We start from the raw sequence: 16,758 nt of genomic DNA on the forward strand, positions 1-16,758 counted from the left end.
TGGTTGATTTGAAGATAGCATTCCCGCTACAAACCCGCAAATGGTATTATTCCGAATCGAAAAACAACTGAATTGAAGGCAATTATGGGTTCATTTCTTCAAATGCGCATAGATCCGAAAGCGCGTCCGTTAATTTTATTTAAAATAAATCCAGATAAGATGCTTTTTTTCAAATCCTTGACATACTTTTGCCTTATCAATAATCAATCTAAATAAAGTAAGGCATATCTCAGTACGTCACACATCGGAATGATTATCTACCATGCGGGATTACATTAAAAACAATTATAAACATATGAAAGGATTTTCTACCCTTTTGACCATATACTTCCTAAGTATTATAGGTGCCTATAGCCAGTCCGTCTACGAATTACGGGGATCCATTAAAGCGATCGGCGGAGAACCTTTGGTCGGTGCAAGCATCCAGGTTGCCGGCACTTCTTTTGGCACAGTTACAGATATTGATGGGAATTATTCCCTTGTTTTCGACAAGCCGGGAGAGTATCAATTGAAATTATCATTCATTGGATACAACACTGTCAATGAAAAAATAATTATCAACAAGCCAATTTTCACAAGAAGCTTCCAGCTGCAAGAAGAAACGTCCAACCTACAGGAAGTAGAGATCCTAGGTAGGAAAGAAGAAGGTTATAAAAACACTGCCACTTTTCTAGGGAGCAAAACTCAGACTAATATCAAAGATTTGCCACAATCAGTTTCTTATGTAACCAAAGAATTAATTTTGGATCAAGGACTGATGCGCGTGGGAGAAACTGTCAAAAACTTCTCGGGAGTAAGTCAGTTCACTTTTTATGACGACATCACCATCCGTGGTTTCCGAATCAACGGTGGAAGCAATACCCAGCTGGTAAACGGCATGCGCTCCACTTCCGGATTTTGGAAGCAGCCACTGATCAATTATTTGGAAAGAGTAGAAGTATTGAAAGGCCCTTCTTCGGCACTTTTCGGAAATGCAAGTCCAGGGGGAGTGGTAAATCGGGTAACAAAAAAACCATTGGACATCAATAGAAACAGCTTGAGTTTCTCAGTTGGGAGTTTCAATAATTTTCGGGGATTGGCTGATTTCACAGGCCCTGCCAATAAGTCAAAGACGTTGCTTTACAGATTAAACCTTGGCTACGAAGACACCCAGAATTTCAGAGACTTGCAGTTTGACAAAAACATCGTGGTAGCGCCTTCATTTTCTTTCATTGCATCCGAAAAAACCCGTGTGAATTTGGATTTGGTATTCAATAATTCCAACAGCCGATTGGATAGGGGGCAGTCTACTTTTGAAGATGATCTTTACTCTACTCCTACTTCAAGATCCTTAAATACTGCAAATGATTTCTTGAAAGAACAAACTTACACGATAACTACATCGCTAAACCATCAAATCAGCAAGGATATCAGTTTCAATGCTTCCTACATGAAAACCGGCTACAATGAGGATCTTACGGAGCATCGGTCTTCTAACAGCTACGCCGTGGACGGAGATGGGAATACCATAGGAACTATGGTAGCCCGTCAGGTTTTCATCAGAAAGAGAACCCGGTTTGTCGACAATCTGTCTGCTTATTTCAATATTCAGAAAAAAACAGGCGAAGTATCCCATAAGCTCGTAGTTGGATACGATTATGCTCAGGAGACGCTGCCTGCCGGTGGCTCACAATTGACTGCAAATGGATATAGAAATGCGACAAATACCGGCTTTATTTCGAGCTACAACCCAGCAAACAGGGAAAATTACCTACTTGACGCCAATGGAAACCCAATTCCCAATGTTCCCCATTTTGACTTAGAGAATCCTATCGCTTCCCAGACCATGCAGGATATGTCAAAGTATTTCTACGCTCAAAGAAGTTACGACCCCACACGCTACCAATTAAATGGTTTTTATATACAGGATCAAATCAGCTTTGGGAAATTGGAAGCGATGATAGGACTTAGGTATGAAGTTTATACCGACTATGAAAACTACAAAAAAGTGGAGGAAGAAAAAGTAAACCAGAATGTCTTGCTTCCCCGGTTTGGTTTGGTATTCAAAGCCAACGAGCATATAAATTTTTACGGTACTTACGTGGAAGGCTACAATCCGCAGACGGCATCCACTATCTCCAATCCAAATGCGGGAGGCCCATTTGATCCATTGATCAGCTCTATGGTTGAATTTGGAATGAAATCCGATTGGTTCAATAAAAGACTTGAACTGACTACAGGCGTTTATCAAATCGATCAGCGGAACACGTTATATCCTGTACCGGGAGAGATCGACTTACTTCAGCAAATCGGCAAAGAATCAGCCAAAGGGGTGGAACTTGACGTGACCGGAAGAATTCTGATGAACTGGAGCGTAATGGCTTCTTACGCTTACAACGTGGCTGAAATCACAGAAAGCCCAAATGAGGAAGATCTTAACAGACAAAAGCCAAATGCTCCAAAACACCAAGGCAATCTATGGACGAAGTATGAGTTTGACCAAGGCTCTTTGACAGGATTGGGAGTGGGATTTGGAGCAAACTTCGTAACAGAAAGAAACCTTTCGCTCAATGCAACACAAACCATCCCTGGATACTCACTGATGAATGCGGCACTGTTCTATACGACCGGTAACGTACGCTTGCAACTGAATGTCAACAATCTGGCCGACAAAACACACTGGGTGGGAGGATACGACTACCTCAGATTATTTCCAGGCGCACCCAGAAATGTATTAGGAACAATTACTTTCTCTTTCTAACCCTGAAAAGTGGCGGCAAAAAAATCTAAAAACCTTCTTTGGAAGATCCACCAATGGATCGGACTCTACGTCGGAATCGTCATTGCAGCGCTCAGTTTGACTGGCGCTGTTGCCGTTTTCATCCCTGAGATCGATGCATTTCTGGAGCGCGGGTATGAACTTAAAGAAACCGGGGATTCTTACGTTCCAATGAATGGGATAATATCCCAGGTGCAACTGGAAAATCCGGATTTCAGGGTCTTAGGAGCAATGCCGCCTGCAAAAGCCGCTGATCCGCTGATATTGGATATTTTCTATGATGCAGGAGCAAAGGACTCCCAAAGAATCCAGGTTTTCATCAATCCATACACAGGGACGATCTTAGGTCAAAAATCCCACACAGACAGCCTCTCCAATTATTTGAGGCAAATCCATGTACGGCTTATGGATTCCTGGTGGGGTAGACAACTCGTAGGTCTGGCCGGAATAGGATTATTTATATTGTGTATTACGGGATTACTGATCTATGGGCAATTCATGAAAAATCAGATTTTCGGTGCAATCAGACAAAAGAACCTTCGGATTTTGATGGCAGATTGGCACAAGATGATAGGAATGGCCGCACTGCTTTTCAATCTGATGATTGCCGGAACCGGTGCATGGCTGGGACTTCAGCCGGTTTTGATCAAAGCTTTTGACATCAAAGCTCCTAATACTTTTGTAAGATCGGAGAAAATCTCAAATCCAGAGATTGACATTGACCAAGAATACGATTTTTGGAAAGCGGTAGAAATTGCAAAAGCCCAAATCCCCGAATTCACACCTACACAGGTCATTCCTTCAAAAAACGGCACAAATACAATCGAGGTGAAGGGAGATGCCGGTCATTTGCCGTTTGAACCCCATATTTCCAAATTGGTTCTCGATAAAACATCACTGGAAATTTTGGATGTTTATGATATCAGAGAGCAGGCATTCTCCGACAAATTCTATTACATTCAGGAAGGATTGCACTTTGGGAGATTTGGGGGGATTTTTCTAAAAATCACCTATGCATTGCTTGCCATTACTTCCGGAGTTCTTTCCATTACCGGCTTTTTCATTTATCTGATTCGCAAGAAAAAAACGGGCGAGGAAAAAGATCTGGTGAAAAAGACCATCTTTATTTATTCTATTTCAACTATAGCCCTTATTGTTTTTTTGGGCTTGATCGCAGTATTTATAGGTTATGCGTACGCAACTATGCTGATGACTCCCGCAGTTTATATTTTCTTGTTCTGCTTTATTTCCTATCAACTTTACAACTATTGGAAGAAAGAAAACTTATCAAAAGAAACGATTCATGAAAAAGGATAAACAGCTAACAGAACATTATCTATTGCCATTGAATCTCTGTTTTCTTTCGTTCTTTGGTGTATTCATGCTTTATGAACTGGACAAGTGGTTTATGCTTGATGTTCCACGGTCAACTTCTTTTCTCTCCCTCTTGATCTCCGGTCTTGCAACAGCCTTTTTGGCCAGTTCTATCAAATTTCGAAACCCCTATTTCCAAGGCTTCTGTCTCTTACTTTCTGTAGTTGCTTTGGTAATATTATTCTGCCCCGTGTAAAACTCTGCTTTTTCTTGAACCTTTTGCCTTAAAATCCTTTTGGGTATATAGTTTTACATTTCACAATTCTCATCATATGCAATTCAATCTTAACCATTTATTTCCTTCAGTGCTTCTCCTATTTTTTGGATTGACAGTTATTTCATGCGCTGAGAAAAAAGCAGAGACCACCCAATCCGAAACCGTCCTAGAGAAATCGGTAGAAGAGAATTCTGATGAGAAAATAATCCTGTTCTTTGGAAATAGCTTGACCGCTGCCTATGGGATCGATCCCGAAGATGGATTTGCAGGTTTGACTCAAGAGAGAATAGATAGCCTAGGACTGAACTATAGAGTAATCAACGGCGGACTTTCAGGTGAAACTACTGCCGGAGGGCTTAGCCGATTGGATTGGTTTCTGGAAGAAAAGCCTGACGTATTCATCCTAGAGCTTGGAGGAAATGACGGGCTTCGGGGAATAAAACTCACTGAGACTAAAAGCAATTTACTTAAAATCATAGATAAGGTCAGATCAAAATACCCTGAAACAAAAATCATATTGGCTGGCATGCAAATCCCCCCGAATATGGGTCAGGAATATGCCGGTGAGTTTTCTGCCATGTACCCTGCCGTAGCAGCCGAAAAAGACGTGGTTTTAATCCCTTTTCTCTTGGAAAATGTAGGGGGAATTCCGGAATTAAATCTTCCTGACGGCATTCATCCTACGGAAGAGGGGCATGAGATCGTGTTTGAGACGATTTGGCCTTACATAGAGCAGGCTTTGTAAATTCAATCTAAGACCCTTTTTAGTGAATGATTGCCTCCAGAAGGGATATAAGATTTTTGAAAAGAATATTACTATAAAAGTTTAATATGACTTTCCCCTTCTTAGTCGGTAAATGGAACGTGGAATTAGAAAAGGTGAAATAATCTTCAAAAGCCTACAGCCAAAACTCCATCGTCAGCGATCTCTACCTTGAAGAGGTTACAAAATTGGGCTACTTAGTAAGAATGCAATCATACATTAGCTGACATCGTCTTTGATAAAGAATCTACATCCCAATTCAGACCAGCTTTCCCCCATTTTAACCGGAAGCAATTCGGCTGTCAGAATATCTTCCCCTCGATAGCCCAAACCTTGGAGTTCATTTTTTCCTAAAAACTCTTCCAGTTCTTGGGTCATATCGATGGTCAGCTTGTGTTTGATCAAATAAGCTGAATTAATCACCAGATACCGGGGATCGTTATTTTCGGGATCTACGAAAAGAAGCTGGGCGATCTGCTCAAATACTGAAATCGGTGGACATGAGGAATCTCCCTCGCTTTCTTCTTCCCTATCCACTAAATCCAGCGGAGTTAGAGGAAGACCATAGACCTGTACTAAATAATGAAGTGCCTCTCTGGCCTGTACTTCTATGGACAAGTCAGATTCGAATAATTCAGTAGTTTTCTTATTCAGTTCTGGCTCAGAATCTACCCATTCTTCAAGACTAGGTATGCTAGTTTGTTTCATCGGATTAAAATTAACTTCAAATGAATATCCAGCTCAGATTACCTCTGGGCTGGATTCTGTTTATTTATAATACTGTTGTCTCAGACCATTGGGACCATACCACTCTGGGCCAGAGATTTCCAGGGGCTTGAATTCTAATCCTTTATCCATTTTTTGTTTTTGGAGTTCATTTTTTAATTCTTCGGAGACGATTAAACACCTGGGAGCAGTGGTATAGATGGACAAAATATGGTGTGGGCAACCCTCCTTGATTAAAATCCTATAAGGTCTTAGTTCATCCATGTACCACATTTCCTTTTCCTTAAATTCTTTGAGTTCAAACAAATCATTGAATTGAATGATTTGCTCGGTTTTTTCATATTTTCTTGGTGTTTCATCTTCTGAACCAATTAATTTCCTCTTTTTAAAAAAGAAAGTAGATCTGGGAATGTCCACCCATTCATCATCAAAAATCACTATATCCGTGATCCAATAATCTAACACCCTCTCTTTTCCACGCAATATCGGACAGGGATAAAACCGGATGTTTCCTTTTCTGTAGGATTCTAAAAGCAATTTTGCCCGATCGGACAATATAACCCTCATCGATAGATTTGAAGAAGGTTTATAAATATCCAGTAGTTTTCCTCTAGCAGACACTACTTGGGTATGGATATTGTAACTAGACAAATCCTGCACTTCCGGTATTTGAGCCCCCATTATCAGGTCTTGTTCATCAAAACCAGAATCATATTTGATTTTTGCTACATTGTATATGACATGTACTTCATAATATTTCATTAGAAATCCAGATTGTTGATTTTTACTGTTGGATTACTGCTCTGGGCTGGATTCAGTTTACTATTTATAATACAGTTTCCGAATGCCATTGGGGCCATACCACTCGTTATCGGACAGTTCTAATGGCTTGAATTCAACACCCTTATCTAGTTTTTGCTTTTGGAGTTCGTTTTTTATTTCCTCACAAACGATAAAATCGGAAATCCCAAAGACTTTAAGAAAAAAGAAAGGCGAAGAAAATCTCTCCTTTATTACCAATTTCTTGGTAAGGATATAACTTAAATAATTGAGCTTTTTCTCTTGAGTATTTTTCATTTCTTCCAAATTATGAAACGATATATCCGTTACTCTTTGCCCAAATTCTGTAGCTATGCCATTTACTTCTTTTTCTATCCATCCCTCGGAAACCTTAAATTTAGACAGCTCAAAGTCTACTTCTTGATCATCATATTTGATTACATCAGTAATCCAAAAGTCATTTAGTTTTACAGATCCTCTAGTCAAAGGACACCTTAAATAAATAACATTATCATTCCTAAAACCATCCAATAACTCCTTAGCTCTTGTGGATATGATTTTCCTACTTCCTAAATCAGATGAAGCTGAGTAAAAATCTTTAACACTAGAACTTGCTGCGATTTTTTGGACTGGCGCCATTCCAATGCTCGGATTTCCATCATATTCCATGTAGCCCAAAATATTTTGTTCTCCTTGAACATATTCTCTTCTAGCTTCATTCATTATTTGAAGTTGATAATATTTTAATCCCATTTTACATCATTTATTTTTCCGTTGGCAGGTAAGTTTTGAATAGCCGTTCTTGCTTTAGAGATCTGCTGATTAATATAAGAATAGGCCTGTTCTGGTGTTGCACGCGGATAGATCCTATTAAAGCTATTTAGTCTTTCTAAAAACCAAGCATTATATGTGGGATGAGTAGTATTTTGAGTAGCCAGAACTTCAAGGCCATTATTTATTTCATTAATGTGAAAAGGGTTACCATTCGCCTTCGCTGCTTTTTGCACTAACGGATGGTTTGCATGCTCCAAAGGTAATATATGATGGGCATGTTTAGAAGGATCAGTTATCCCCATGGCAGTTCGAAGCCGTGTTCCTCCAAACTTAATTAGACTACCGTCCTTTACCCATACCTGGGAGATTCGTCTAGTCGTCCCTGGGATTATTCCTTTCAATCGAAGAGCTCCCTTTACTGTGGTCGAAAACAATCCGATAACAGGTGTGGCTGCTAAAAGGCTGAGATTACCATTTACCCGGTCTCCTTCTAAGTAATATAACCCGGCGTTGAGCAGGTCAGCGGGGATACCAAAACCTTCAATCAAGCCTATTCCATCCAAGCCAAGGTGAATGGCCTCTTTGGCTGTTTCGTAAAACAACTTCTCTTCAGACCAGCTTGGGTTAGCTGATTTTAGGGTTGCGTATTTGATTTCAAAATAGGCTTGAAGCAGCCTTAAAATAATATCGTTCGAAAAATCGGCTGTAGATTCAGTCATTAGCCCGTCGATGGCTAACCCAAAGGTCGAATTGAATTCTCCTGTCAAAGCGCCATTCATCCCCGCCGCTATGGTAAACAGTGCCGCTTCGTTATCCTGATTGCCATCTGTCAAAAGCACTTGCCATAATGCATTTGCAAATTCCGTATTGTTGCTTAAATATTGTAAGTGGAAATCGCTCAAAATCCCACCTAGTTTTGCATTGATGGATGAAGAAACCTTGGTTTTAGTAAAAACAGGTGTCCCAAAATCGGATAGTTCACAGTCCATACATGTCCTCAAGCCCGATTCATTTGAATTCGTCTTTCGCCAATTTGCGCCAGTACAATCAACGGTCAATACCATTTCTTGCTTTCCGCATCCACAATTGTGTGTATGGCTCGCTCCATCACATCCACAAGGCGTATAACTTATAGTCCAAGTACATGAGGAACCTCCCCCCCCCCCACCCCCTGATGCATCTCCGCCTTCGAGAGAAATCCACGCTTCGCCACTTCCTCCGCGTCCCCGCCGTTTCCAGATCCTGAACTAATGGTCACCTGATCACAAGTCACAGGATTCCCATTTGCATCCGATATCCCCTGACACCTCTCCAGCAGCAACGGATTGGAATCATTGAAAAAGCTCGAAAAGGAATACCGTTTGATAGTTGCTCCCGATTGAAGAAAATCCCCGCTTTCTAAAAATGATAGGTACTGAAGACTATCGAACTCATACTTCAAGATGTATTGATCCAGTAGCTTATTCAAGCTGTCGGAGACCATTACCAGATTGAAAATGCTGAACCGATCTTTCTTTTCTAAAAAAGGGACTGTGTAGGTTTTTCTTGCGATGGTGTCTTGGGTAAGGAAGGAGGCATCCAGATCAAAAAGAAAGTCTGAATTCTCTCGGAGCTGAGCGGATTTAATCACATGTACACCCAGCCTCTTGTGCATCTGGAGTCCGAGGTTCTGCAAGTCTGAGTGAGAAGCGGACCGGATCTTGAAGGAACTTGAACTTTGTTCTCTTACTTCAGGCTCTGTAAGTTTTTCCTCCATGGGCTCTAGTTGTCAGCCGCCTGTCAATGACGCAACAAGGAAAGAATCAGTATAGAAAGAAAAAACTATTCAAAGAGTTAGTGCGTGTAGAATACTGTTTCATAAAATGTGTTTTTTTATTTCCTCAAAAATAGGTGTTCTCCACATCCAAAAACATACCCTGTACTGGGTATGTTTTTGGATTTTCTAAAAGAAAAAATACATTTATTCTGTTTATAAGTTGGCAAGCAGACCCAAGCGTTGCCCTCCTCAGCAGGAGGGCTTAGCCGATTGGATTGGTTTCTGGAAGATGAGCCTGACGTATTCATCCTAGAGCTTGGAGGAAATGACGGGCTTCGGGGAATAAAACTCACTGAGACTAAAAGCAATTTACTTAAAATCATAGATAAGGTCAGATCAAAATACCCTGAAACAAAAATCATATTGGCTGGCATGCAAATCCCCCCGAATATGGGTCAGGAATATGCCGGTGAGTTTTCTGCCATGTACCCTGCCGTAGCAGCCGAAAAAGACGTGGTTTTAATCCCTTTTCTCTTGGAAAATGTAGGGGGAATTCCGGAATTAAATCTTCCTGACGGCATTCATCCTACGGAAGAGGGGCATGAGATCGTGTTTGAGACGATTTGGCCTTACATTGAAAACTCACTTTAAGTAATAGATTCAAAGTGTCAATTTTTTAAAGATATTTCAGAAGAATTATTCCATATAAGGAACATGCGTTCAAGGTTGTAGCAAGTCAGTTTCATTGATCTAATTTTTTACGCTATATTTTAGCATTCATTAAAATTTTTAAAAAATGAGCTTTCAAATCAACTCTCCCGGGGATTCTTACGACGTCATTATCGTTGGATCCGGAGCTGGCGGCGGAATGGCCTCCAAGATCCTATCTGAGGCCGGACTCTCAGTAGCAGTTGTTGAGGCAGGCGGAGATTTTGACCCTGCTAAGGAAGAAGACAGAACCCAGCTTAGACCTCCTTGGGAATCCCCACGAAGAGGCGCAGGCACTCAACTCCGCCCTTTTGGAGATTTTGATGCTGCTATAGGAGGCTGGGAAATCGAAGGCGAACCATACACCAGAAAAGACGGGTCAGAGTTCGACTGGTTCCGGTCCAGAATGGTCGGTGGTAGAACCAACCACTGGGGAAGAATCTCTTTACGATTTGGCCCCAATGATTTCAAACGAGCAAGCATAGATGGGCTGGGTGATGACTGGCCTATTGGCTATGACGATGTCAAGCCGTACTACGATAAAGTAGATAAACTGATCGGTGTTTATGGCACCAAAGAAGGAATATACAATGAACCCGATGGTTTTTTTCTTCCTCCACCTAAGCCAAGACTCCATGAGCTTTACCTAAAAAAAGGCACAACTGCCGCAAGTATCCCGATGATTCCGTCCCGGCTTTCTATGCTTACCAGACCGATCAATAAGGAGCGTGGAGTTTGTTTTTTCTGTCGCCAATGCAACCGTGCCTGTCAGGTTTATGCAGATTTCTCCGCTGGGACATGCTTGGTTCATCCTGCCATGAAGCAGGGAAAAGTGGATCTCTACACGCACAGCATGGTAAGAAAAGTCACTACTGATGATTCCGGAAAAGCTACAGGCGTTTCTTTTGTCAACGTAAAAGACATGAAAGAATACAAACTCAAATCCAGAGTAGTCGTACTTGGCGCATCTGCATGTGAGACATCCCGGATCATGCTAAATTCCATATCAAAGACGCATCCAAACGGGATCGGTAATAGTTCCGGTGTATTGGGTCATTACCTGCATGATTCTACAGGTGCCAGCAGATCAGGGATTATTCCAGACTTGATGGGTCGAGACCGCTACAATGAAGACGGGACAGGTGGCATGCATATGTACACGCCGTGGTGGCTGGACAATAAAAAACTTGATTTTGCCAGAGGCTACCATATAGAATATGGAGGAGGAATGAGTCAGCCTAGCTACGGAGCAGGTAACGGAATGGACTCAATGAGAAAATACATCACGGACGAATTCGGAAAACCAAGTGCAAATGGAGGCTATGGAGTAGGGCTGAAAAAAGACATCCGCCAAATCTATGGATCCACTGTAGGAATGGCAGGCCGTGGAGAAAGTGTTCCGAGATTTGACAATTACTGTGAAATCGATCCAACTGTGGTGGACAAATTTGGCATTCCTGTACTCCGCTTTAATTACAAGTGGACGGATCAGGAAATTAATCAAGCAAAGCACATGCAAGATACTTTTGAAGAAATCTTAACTGGTGCCGGAGCCAAATTATTAGGATCAAAACCAGGTGCAGATACGCTCTATGGTCTTGCTGCTCCCGGAAGAATCATTCACGAAGTGGGCACAGCAAGAATGGGGAATAACCCAAAAACATCTGTGCTTAACTCTAATTCACAAGCCCATGATTGCAAAAATTTGTTTGTAGTAGATGCAGGATCTTTTGTATCTCAAGCGGATAAAAACCCCACTTGGACGATCTTAGCGCTAAGCTGGAGAACATCAGATTACATCGTATCAGAACTGAAAAAGAAAAATATTTAAGCCATGAACAGAAGAGAAAACCTCAAACTACTCTTTACCGGTTCAGTTGGTACGGGTTTCCTACTTACCGGATGTTCGCCTGAAGAGCAGTCTTTACAGGAAAATGCACTGCTGGATGCAGGCACAATCGGAGGTAGAACTCAAGAAGAAAAACAACGCAATCAAGAATTACTTTCTGAAACCTTTTTCACCGACGATGAGCGAAAAAAGCTTAGCACATTGGTTGACATCATTATGCCTAAAGACGATGAGTCCCCCGCTGCAACGGAAATTGGCGTGGTGGATTTCATGGAGTTTATGATGAAAGATCAGCCAGGAAATCAAACCCCCATGCGCGGGGGGTTGATGTGGCTGGATTTCGAAGCCGATGAGAAATTTGGAAAAACATTCAATGAGCTAAGTGAAACTGAAGTAATGCAAATCGTGGATGAGGTAGCGTGGCCGGATACTGCAAAGCCCGAGTATGATGGTGGTGTACGCTGGTTTAATTCTCTAAGAAACTTGACATGCTCAGGATATTTCTCTACCGAAGCTGGCTGGAAATACATAGGCTATGTTGGAAATAAGCCCAATGCTTGGGATGGTGTACCTCAAGAAGTAATGGACAAGCATGGAATGCATCTGGAAGAAAAGTACATTTCTCAATACCTCAAACCTGAAGATCGGGGAACGATAATCCAATGGGATGATGAAGGGAATGTTATTGGTTAAAAAACTAAAACTCAGTCAAAAGGCTGAGTTTTTTTATTGATTTTCGAATATTGTTTTTAATTTAAAGATCAACTACTAGTTAATTGAAATGCGCAATTCTTTTTTTTCGCTAATTCTTCTCGGCCTTTTTTCAGCGTGTGGAAGCCCTGAAGAGAATGTAACAGAAAGGGACACTTCCCTCAAACTTGAATTTGAATTGCTGGACTCGCTGGATCTTGATTTTTTAGGTTCCCCTATCCTTGCTTCCACCAATCCCGAGGGAAGTCGATTTGCGTTCTTTGATTTTCCTTCCAAAAAGATCATCATTTCAGAGAAATCCGGAGAAATCCTTGATACACTTTCAAAAAATGGTGACACACCGGATGCCTACGGTTTTTTGATTGATCTGCCTGTAATTTGGGAAAATGACAAGCTCATCCAAGTTGGCATGAACGGGGTCTTTATCTATGATCAAGAAGGCAATATGCTAAAAAAGATAAAGCATCCTGAAGACATGGGAGCGGCAGCATTTATGTCTATAACAGGCAAAACCTCTAAAATAGTCCAATTCGAGGGTGTTTCCTACCTACTAATGAATTCTATCAGAACTAGAAATACCTATGCTGGAGAGCAGAAGTTTTACGACACATACAAAGCACTGGAGATAGTCAATTTGGAAACCGGTGAAACAACGGACTTTGGCCCCTTTGAAGAAGGCAGTCTGTTCCGCAATGGCAAGGGATTTATTCAAAGCGATTACCTACCTGCTTTTGCAGAGAACAAAGGAAAATTATATCTATCACATGGTGGGGAGCCGAAAGTCTGGATTTATGACTTTTCTCCCAAAAATGCTACACTTGACACAGCCTTAGCTCTTGACATCCCACATCTATTTCCGATAGAAGGTGTGGATCGTGAAGAACTCTCGGAAGGCAATTTTTCGGTAAACGGCGGAAACGCTGCGATAAAAAATATTTTTGTCCAGAGTGGAAAAATACTAATCTCCTATTTCCCCGGGCTCGATCCTGTGGAAATGGTGGAAGCTCAAAAATTATGGAGTGAGGGAAAAGAAGAAGAAGGCATGGCTCTTTATAGAAAACTGCAGGAAAAATCACCTCCCGGCATTTTGATTTATGATGAGAACAGTTTAGAACTTCTGGCACAATTGGACTATCCCAAAAACACAAATAATGGAGGACATCTTGCTGACAGAGAGTTTATCTACTTTCAAAAGGCCCCAGCCCAGGATGTAGAAGAAGATTTTTTGAGGGTCTACAAAATGAAACTGGTTGAAAAATGAAATACGGACACTTTTTTTTCACTATTGCAACCGCCAGCATCTTTGCATGCTCTTCTTCAGAAAACACCGAAGAAGAAGCTTCTGAATTTTCAAATGAATGGGAGCTACAAATCGTGGATTCGATTCAGGTGGATTATCTGGCCGATATCGTGGAAGGGACATTTAACAAAGGGGTTGGAATTATAAAAAACATAGAAGGAAACACTTTGATTAAATTTGACTCTACAGGCAATATCCTCATCAAAAAAACATACCCACAAGAAGGTCCTGGCACTGTCCTTTGGCTAGAGACTTTGATTGAAAATCAAGGTGAATATTACGGCACAACTTCTTTTAGAGACATCTACCACTTCGATAGTAGCCTGAATTTAAAGAAAAGCCTAGAAATGCCATTCATAGGCGAAGCCCGCGGTGGAGCATACAACAGGAAAAACATCAAATTCTGGAACAATAAAATCCTATTATGGTATCCGGGAAGGGATGGAATCAGCCCCTACATCAATCACTTTTACAGAGATTATCCGCTGCTAGAACTATATGATCTGGAAACCCAGGATTCAAAACCAGTTGTAAGAATTCCTCCGACCTCAAAATTTTCCACTGATAAATTCCATGACCGTCCTTATATCAACTTCACAATTGAAAACGACAGTCTTTACCTCACTTTATCTAATGAGCCCCTTGTCCATGTATATACTATGGGGGATTCAGTTTCCTGGATAAGAAGTATGGATTTTTCTCCCTCTGATTTTCTGTTAATTCCAGGACAGAAGAAACCCGTATCCTATTCCCAATCCATGCAACTACATGAAGCGAGTATTAATGCCATTTATTCGGATCCATCTCACCTCACCGTTTATTATCATGGTGGAATAACCAGTGATACCTTCAAGAACTTTGAGCTCAAAGAAAGAGAAAATTTCCACCGATATCCTGAATTTAAAAAGACTTACCTCAAAGTATATCAATATGACTTTGGCTGGTCCAATGAAGTTTTAGTTTCATCAAAGATTGGCCCTATCTTAAACATCGAATCCCTCTCCAAACCTTTCTATGCTCTTCGAAATGACGATTTCATCGGCAAAGAGCAGGATTACTTGACTTTTTATAAACTTCAATTGGTACAGAAATGAAAAACCTAACCTACCTATATCTCCTTTTAGTGAGCTTGGCACTAGCCTGCTCAGGGGAAAAAGAAGAAAGTAAATCTTCTGCTTCTGTCGCTGAACAGAGCTATGAATTCGAAATTTATGATTCTCTAGTCGTAGATTACCTTGGCAATGTCTCTCTGATGGACATCAGTCATGATGGAAAATTCCTTCTCTTAAGGGATCAAACTACAGATTCTATATTGGTGTCAGATATTGAGGGTGAGATTCTTTATCAGTACAAGTTGAGTGGTGAGGGGCCAAACCAATATCAATCCAATCTCTATGGAAAAAGCAAGTTCTTAACTAGCAATGAGTTTCTGATCCCTACTACTGCCGGAGTTTACAGGTATAACATTCAAGGCCAATTGCAGAAAAAATACACTCCGGACTTTACTCCGAGGGCCCAAATCATCATTGGCGGTGCAGATAATTTATTCATAAAGGAAGACCGGCTTTTCCTTAATCTCCCGGGACGGGGTTTGGATGATTTCGGCAGCCAAGGCATTGACTTTCAGAAAAAATCCACTCACATCGAAGTTCTAGACCTACAAACTGAGACCTATGCTCCAGCAATCCCATTCCCTGCCACTTCCAAATTTAGTAGTGAAGAAAAAGCCTATAAATTCTTTTCCTTTTACCCGACGTTCACACTTGGCAAGGATAGTCTATACATTGCCTATAGACACGAGCCAAAGATTTTTGCCTATCCTCTTTCAGATTTGAGTTTATTGGGTTCGACAAAGCCTATCCCATTTAGCTCATTTTTCGAAAATGAGCCCAAAAGTGACCAAGTAGATGACAACATCAATATAAGTGAGTTGTATGTAGGCACGATTAACAAAATCATAGCGATTGAGGATCAGCAGTTTCTAGTGGATTATCTTTCCGGCTTGACAGTAGATCAATACAACGAAGCCACAAGTAAGGCCGGGGAAGATATGAACAAACAATGGGAAGAGTTGGGGAAAATCAACGTTGGTGGATTGGTTATCTTTGACGGGAAAGAAATCAGCCCGCCCATCTCAAAAAATGAGATACTCGGAACGCTGGATAAATATATCTCAAAAGATGAAATCTGGTTTTCTCTTAATTTCTCAGAAGCTGAAAATGACTATTCCGTGATTTATAAAACAAGGTTGGTTGCCAAATAAACACAGATTATTGACCTCACTCCTACCACTTCCATCCTGCTTCTGGAGGACAACTAGAAAAAGCCCAATCAACCGGGCTTTTCCATATCATATCAAAGTCACCTAGAATATTCTAAAACCTACCGACAATATCCACTGGTTTGTTCGCTGGTCGGTGTTGAAACCTGCCATGCTTCCCGTAAACTTATCCAAAGCACTTTCATACTTGGCATCAATTATCAGATTGCCAATATCCAGTCCAAGGCCTGCCTGATAGCCAATGGTTGCACTCCTAAAATCCGCATCTCGTACCGTTTCCCCAGCCTCTTTCAGCTTTGAGTTCACATTGATACTCGCTACTGGACCTGCCTGTACTCTCAGCAGTTTAAACATCTTAAAGCCCAGCATTACAGGAATATCCACCCGGTTAAAATCCGCATCATATTCCCGAATAGGTTGGTCTTCCGCATCGAATGAAAACTGCCCTTGAGTTTGGGTAAACAATACCTCGGGCTGAAGATATAAACCAACCAGATTGATTCTGGCAAAAACCCCTAAATGGTATCCGAATTTTGATTCTCCGTTTTTGAATTGATCACTTTTAAGATCAAGTTTTGTTTGGCTAAGCCCCACCTTTGGACCTATATAGATCCCCTGAGAATAGCTTGTCAGCACAATTGTAAGCAATGCGAAGGAAAGAATGATTTTTTTCATGGTTGTATGTAATTGGTTTAGTATGCTAACTAACGATAGAATTTAAGAAAAATTAGCAATTCCCCTGCCAAGAGAACAATACCTTA

At 41.1% G+C, this 16,758-nt stretch carries 16 protein-coding genes; 10 read left to right on the plus strand and 6 right to left on the minus strand.

What is annotated here, in order from left to right; genetic code table 11:
* The first annotated feature begins 295 nt into the window (after positions 1-295).
* From ID165_RS17450 to ID165_RS17465, 4 genes are all read left to right on the plus strand, one after another.
* Complete coding sequence (locus tag ID165_RS17450; protein WP_192346456.1) at positions 296-2,740, plus strand: TonB-dependent receptor; 2,445 nt, start codon at positions 296-298, stop codon at positions 2,738-2,740.
* 9 nt (positions 2,741-2,749) lie between these two features.
* Positions 2,750-4,075 (plus strand): PepSY domain-containing protein, encoded by a 1,326-nt coding sequence (locus ID165_RS17455; protein WP_192346458.1) that lies wholly within the window; start codon positions 2,750-2,752, stop codon positions 4,073-4,075.
* A complete protein-coding gene (locus ID165_RS17460; RefSeq protein ID WP_192346460.1) occupies positions 4,062-4,328 on the plus strand; it encodes a hypothetical protein in 267 nt (88 codons plus the stop codon). Before ID165_RS17455 ends, ID165_RS17460 begins: the two co-directional genes overlap by 14 nt.
* Before the next feature lie 76 nt (positions 4,329-4,404).
* Positions 4,405-5,094: an arylesterase gene (locus tag ID165_RS17465; RefSeq protein WP_192346462.1), complete on the plus strand. Its 690-nt coding sequence runs from the start codon at positions 4,405-4,407 to the stop codon at positions 5,092-5,094.
* 237 nt (positions 5,095-5,331) lie between these two features.
* Here the strand turns inward: ID165_RS17465 and ID165_RS17470 are convergent, their stop codons facing one another.
* The 5 genes from ID165_RS17470 to ID165_RS17490 form a co-directional block, all read right to left on the minus strand.
* Positions 5,332-5,820, minus strand: coding sequence for a hypothetical protein (locus tag ID165_RS17470; RefSeq protein WP_192346464.1), 489 nt, complete (start codon positions 5,818-5,820; stop codon positions 5,332-5,334).
* Positions 5,821-5,880: 60 nt separating this feature from the next.
* Positions 5,881-6,600: a hypothetical protein gene (locus ID165_RS17475; protein WP_192346466.1), complete on the minus strand. Its 720-nt coding sequence runs from the start codon at positions 6,598-6,600 to the stop codon at positions 5,881-5,883.
* Between the two features lie 60 nt (positions 6,601-6,660).
* Positions 6,661-7,341 (minus strand): hypothetical protein, encoded by a 681-nt coding sequence (locus ID165_RS17480; protein WP_192346468.1) that lies wholly within the window; start codon positions 7,339-7,341, stop codon positions 6,661-6,663.
* 20 nt (positions 7,342-7,361) lie between these two features.
* Positions 7,362-8,393 (minus strand): hypothetical protein, encoded by a 1,032-nt coding sequence (locus ID165_RS17485; protein ID WP_192346470.1) that lies wholly within the window; start codon positions 8,391-8,393, stop codon positions 7,362-7,364.
* Positions 8,394-8,521: 128 nt separating this feature from the next.
* The gene (locus ID165_RS17490; protein WP_192346472.1) at positions 8,522-9,148 is read right to left on the minus strand and encodes a hypothetical protein; all 627 of its coding nucleotides are present in this window, start codon (positions 9,146-9,148) and stop codon (positions 8,522-8,524) included.
* Between the two features lie 240 nt (positions 9,149-9,388).
* Between ID165_RS17490 and ID165_RS17495 the strand changes: the two genes are divergently transcribed.
* The 6 genes from ID165_RS17495 (at position 9,389) to ID165_RS17520 (ending at position 15,979) form a co-directional block, all read left to right on the plus strand.
* Positions 9,389-9,799: an arylesterase gene (locus tag ID165_RS17495; RefSeq protein ID WP_192346474.1), complete on the plus strand. Its 411-nt coding sequence runs from the start codon at positions 9,389-9,391 to the stop codon at positions 9,797-9,799.
* A gap of 145 nt (positions 9,800-9,944) precedes the next feature.
* Positions 9,945-11,687, plus strand: coding sequence for a GMC oxidoreductase (locus tag ID165_RS17500; protein WP_192346476.1), 1,743 nt, complete (start codon positions 9,945-9,947; stop codon positions 11,685-11,687).
* A 3-nt stretch (positions 11,688-11,690) separates the two neighbouring features.
* A complete protein-coding gene (locus ID165_RS17505; protein WP_192346478.1) occupies positions 11,691-12,398 on the plus strand; it encodes a gluconate 2-dehydrogenase subunit 3 family protein in 708 nt (235 codons plus the stop codon).
* A gap of 88 nt (positions 12,399-12,486) precedes the next feature.
* Positions 12,487-13,677: a hypothetical protein gene (locus tag ID165_RS17510; RefSeq protein ID WP_192346480.1), complete on the plus strand. Its 1,191-nt coding sequence runs from the start codon at positions 12,487-12,489 to the stop codon at positions 13,675-13,677.
* Positions 13,674-14,810: a hypothetical protein gene (locus ID165_RS17515; RefSeq protein ID WP_192346482.1), complete on the plus strand. Its 1,137-nt coding sequence runs from the start codon at positions 13,674-13,676 to the stop codon at positions 14,808-14,810. Before ID165_RS17510 ends, ID165_RS17515 begins: the two co-directional genes overlap by 4 nt.
* Positions 14,807-15,979 (plus strand): hypothetical protein, encoded by a 1,173-nt coding sequence (locus ID165_RS17520; protein WP_192346484.1) that lies wholly within the window; start codon positions 14,807-14,809, stop codon positions 15,977-15,979. Before ID165_RS17515 ends, ID165_RS17520 begins: the two co-directional genes overlap by 4 nt.
* 102 nt (positions 15,980-16,081) lie before the next feature.
* On the opposite strand, the gene ID165_RS17525 is transcribed toward ID165_RS17520, so the two are convergent.
* Positions 16,082-16,672, minus strand: a complete 591-nt coding sequence (locus tag ID165_RS17525) for a porin family protein (RefSeq protein ID WP_192346486.1) — start codon at positions 16,670-16,672, stop codon at positions 16,082-16,084.
* Positions 16,673-16,758: the final 86 nt, after the last annotated feature.

The organism is Algoriphagus sp. Y33 (assembly GCF_014838715.1).
Classification (GTDB): domain Bacteria; phylum Bacteroidota; class Bacteroidia; order Cytophagales; family Cyclobacteriaceae; genus Algoriphagus.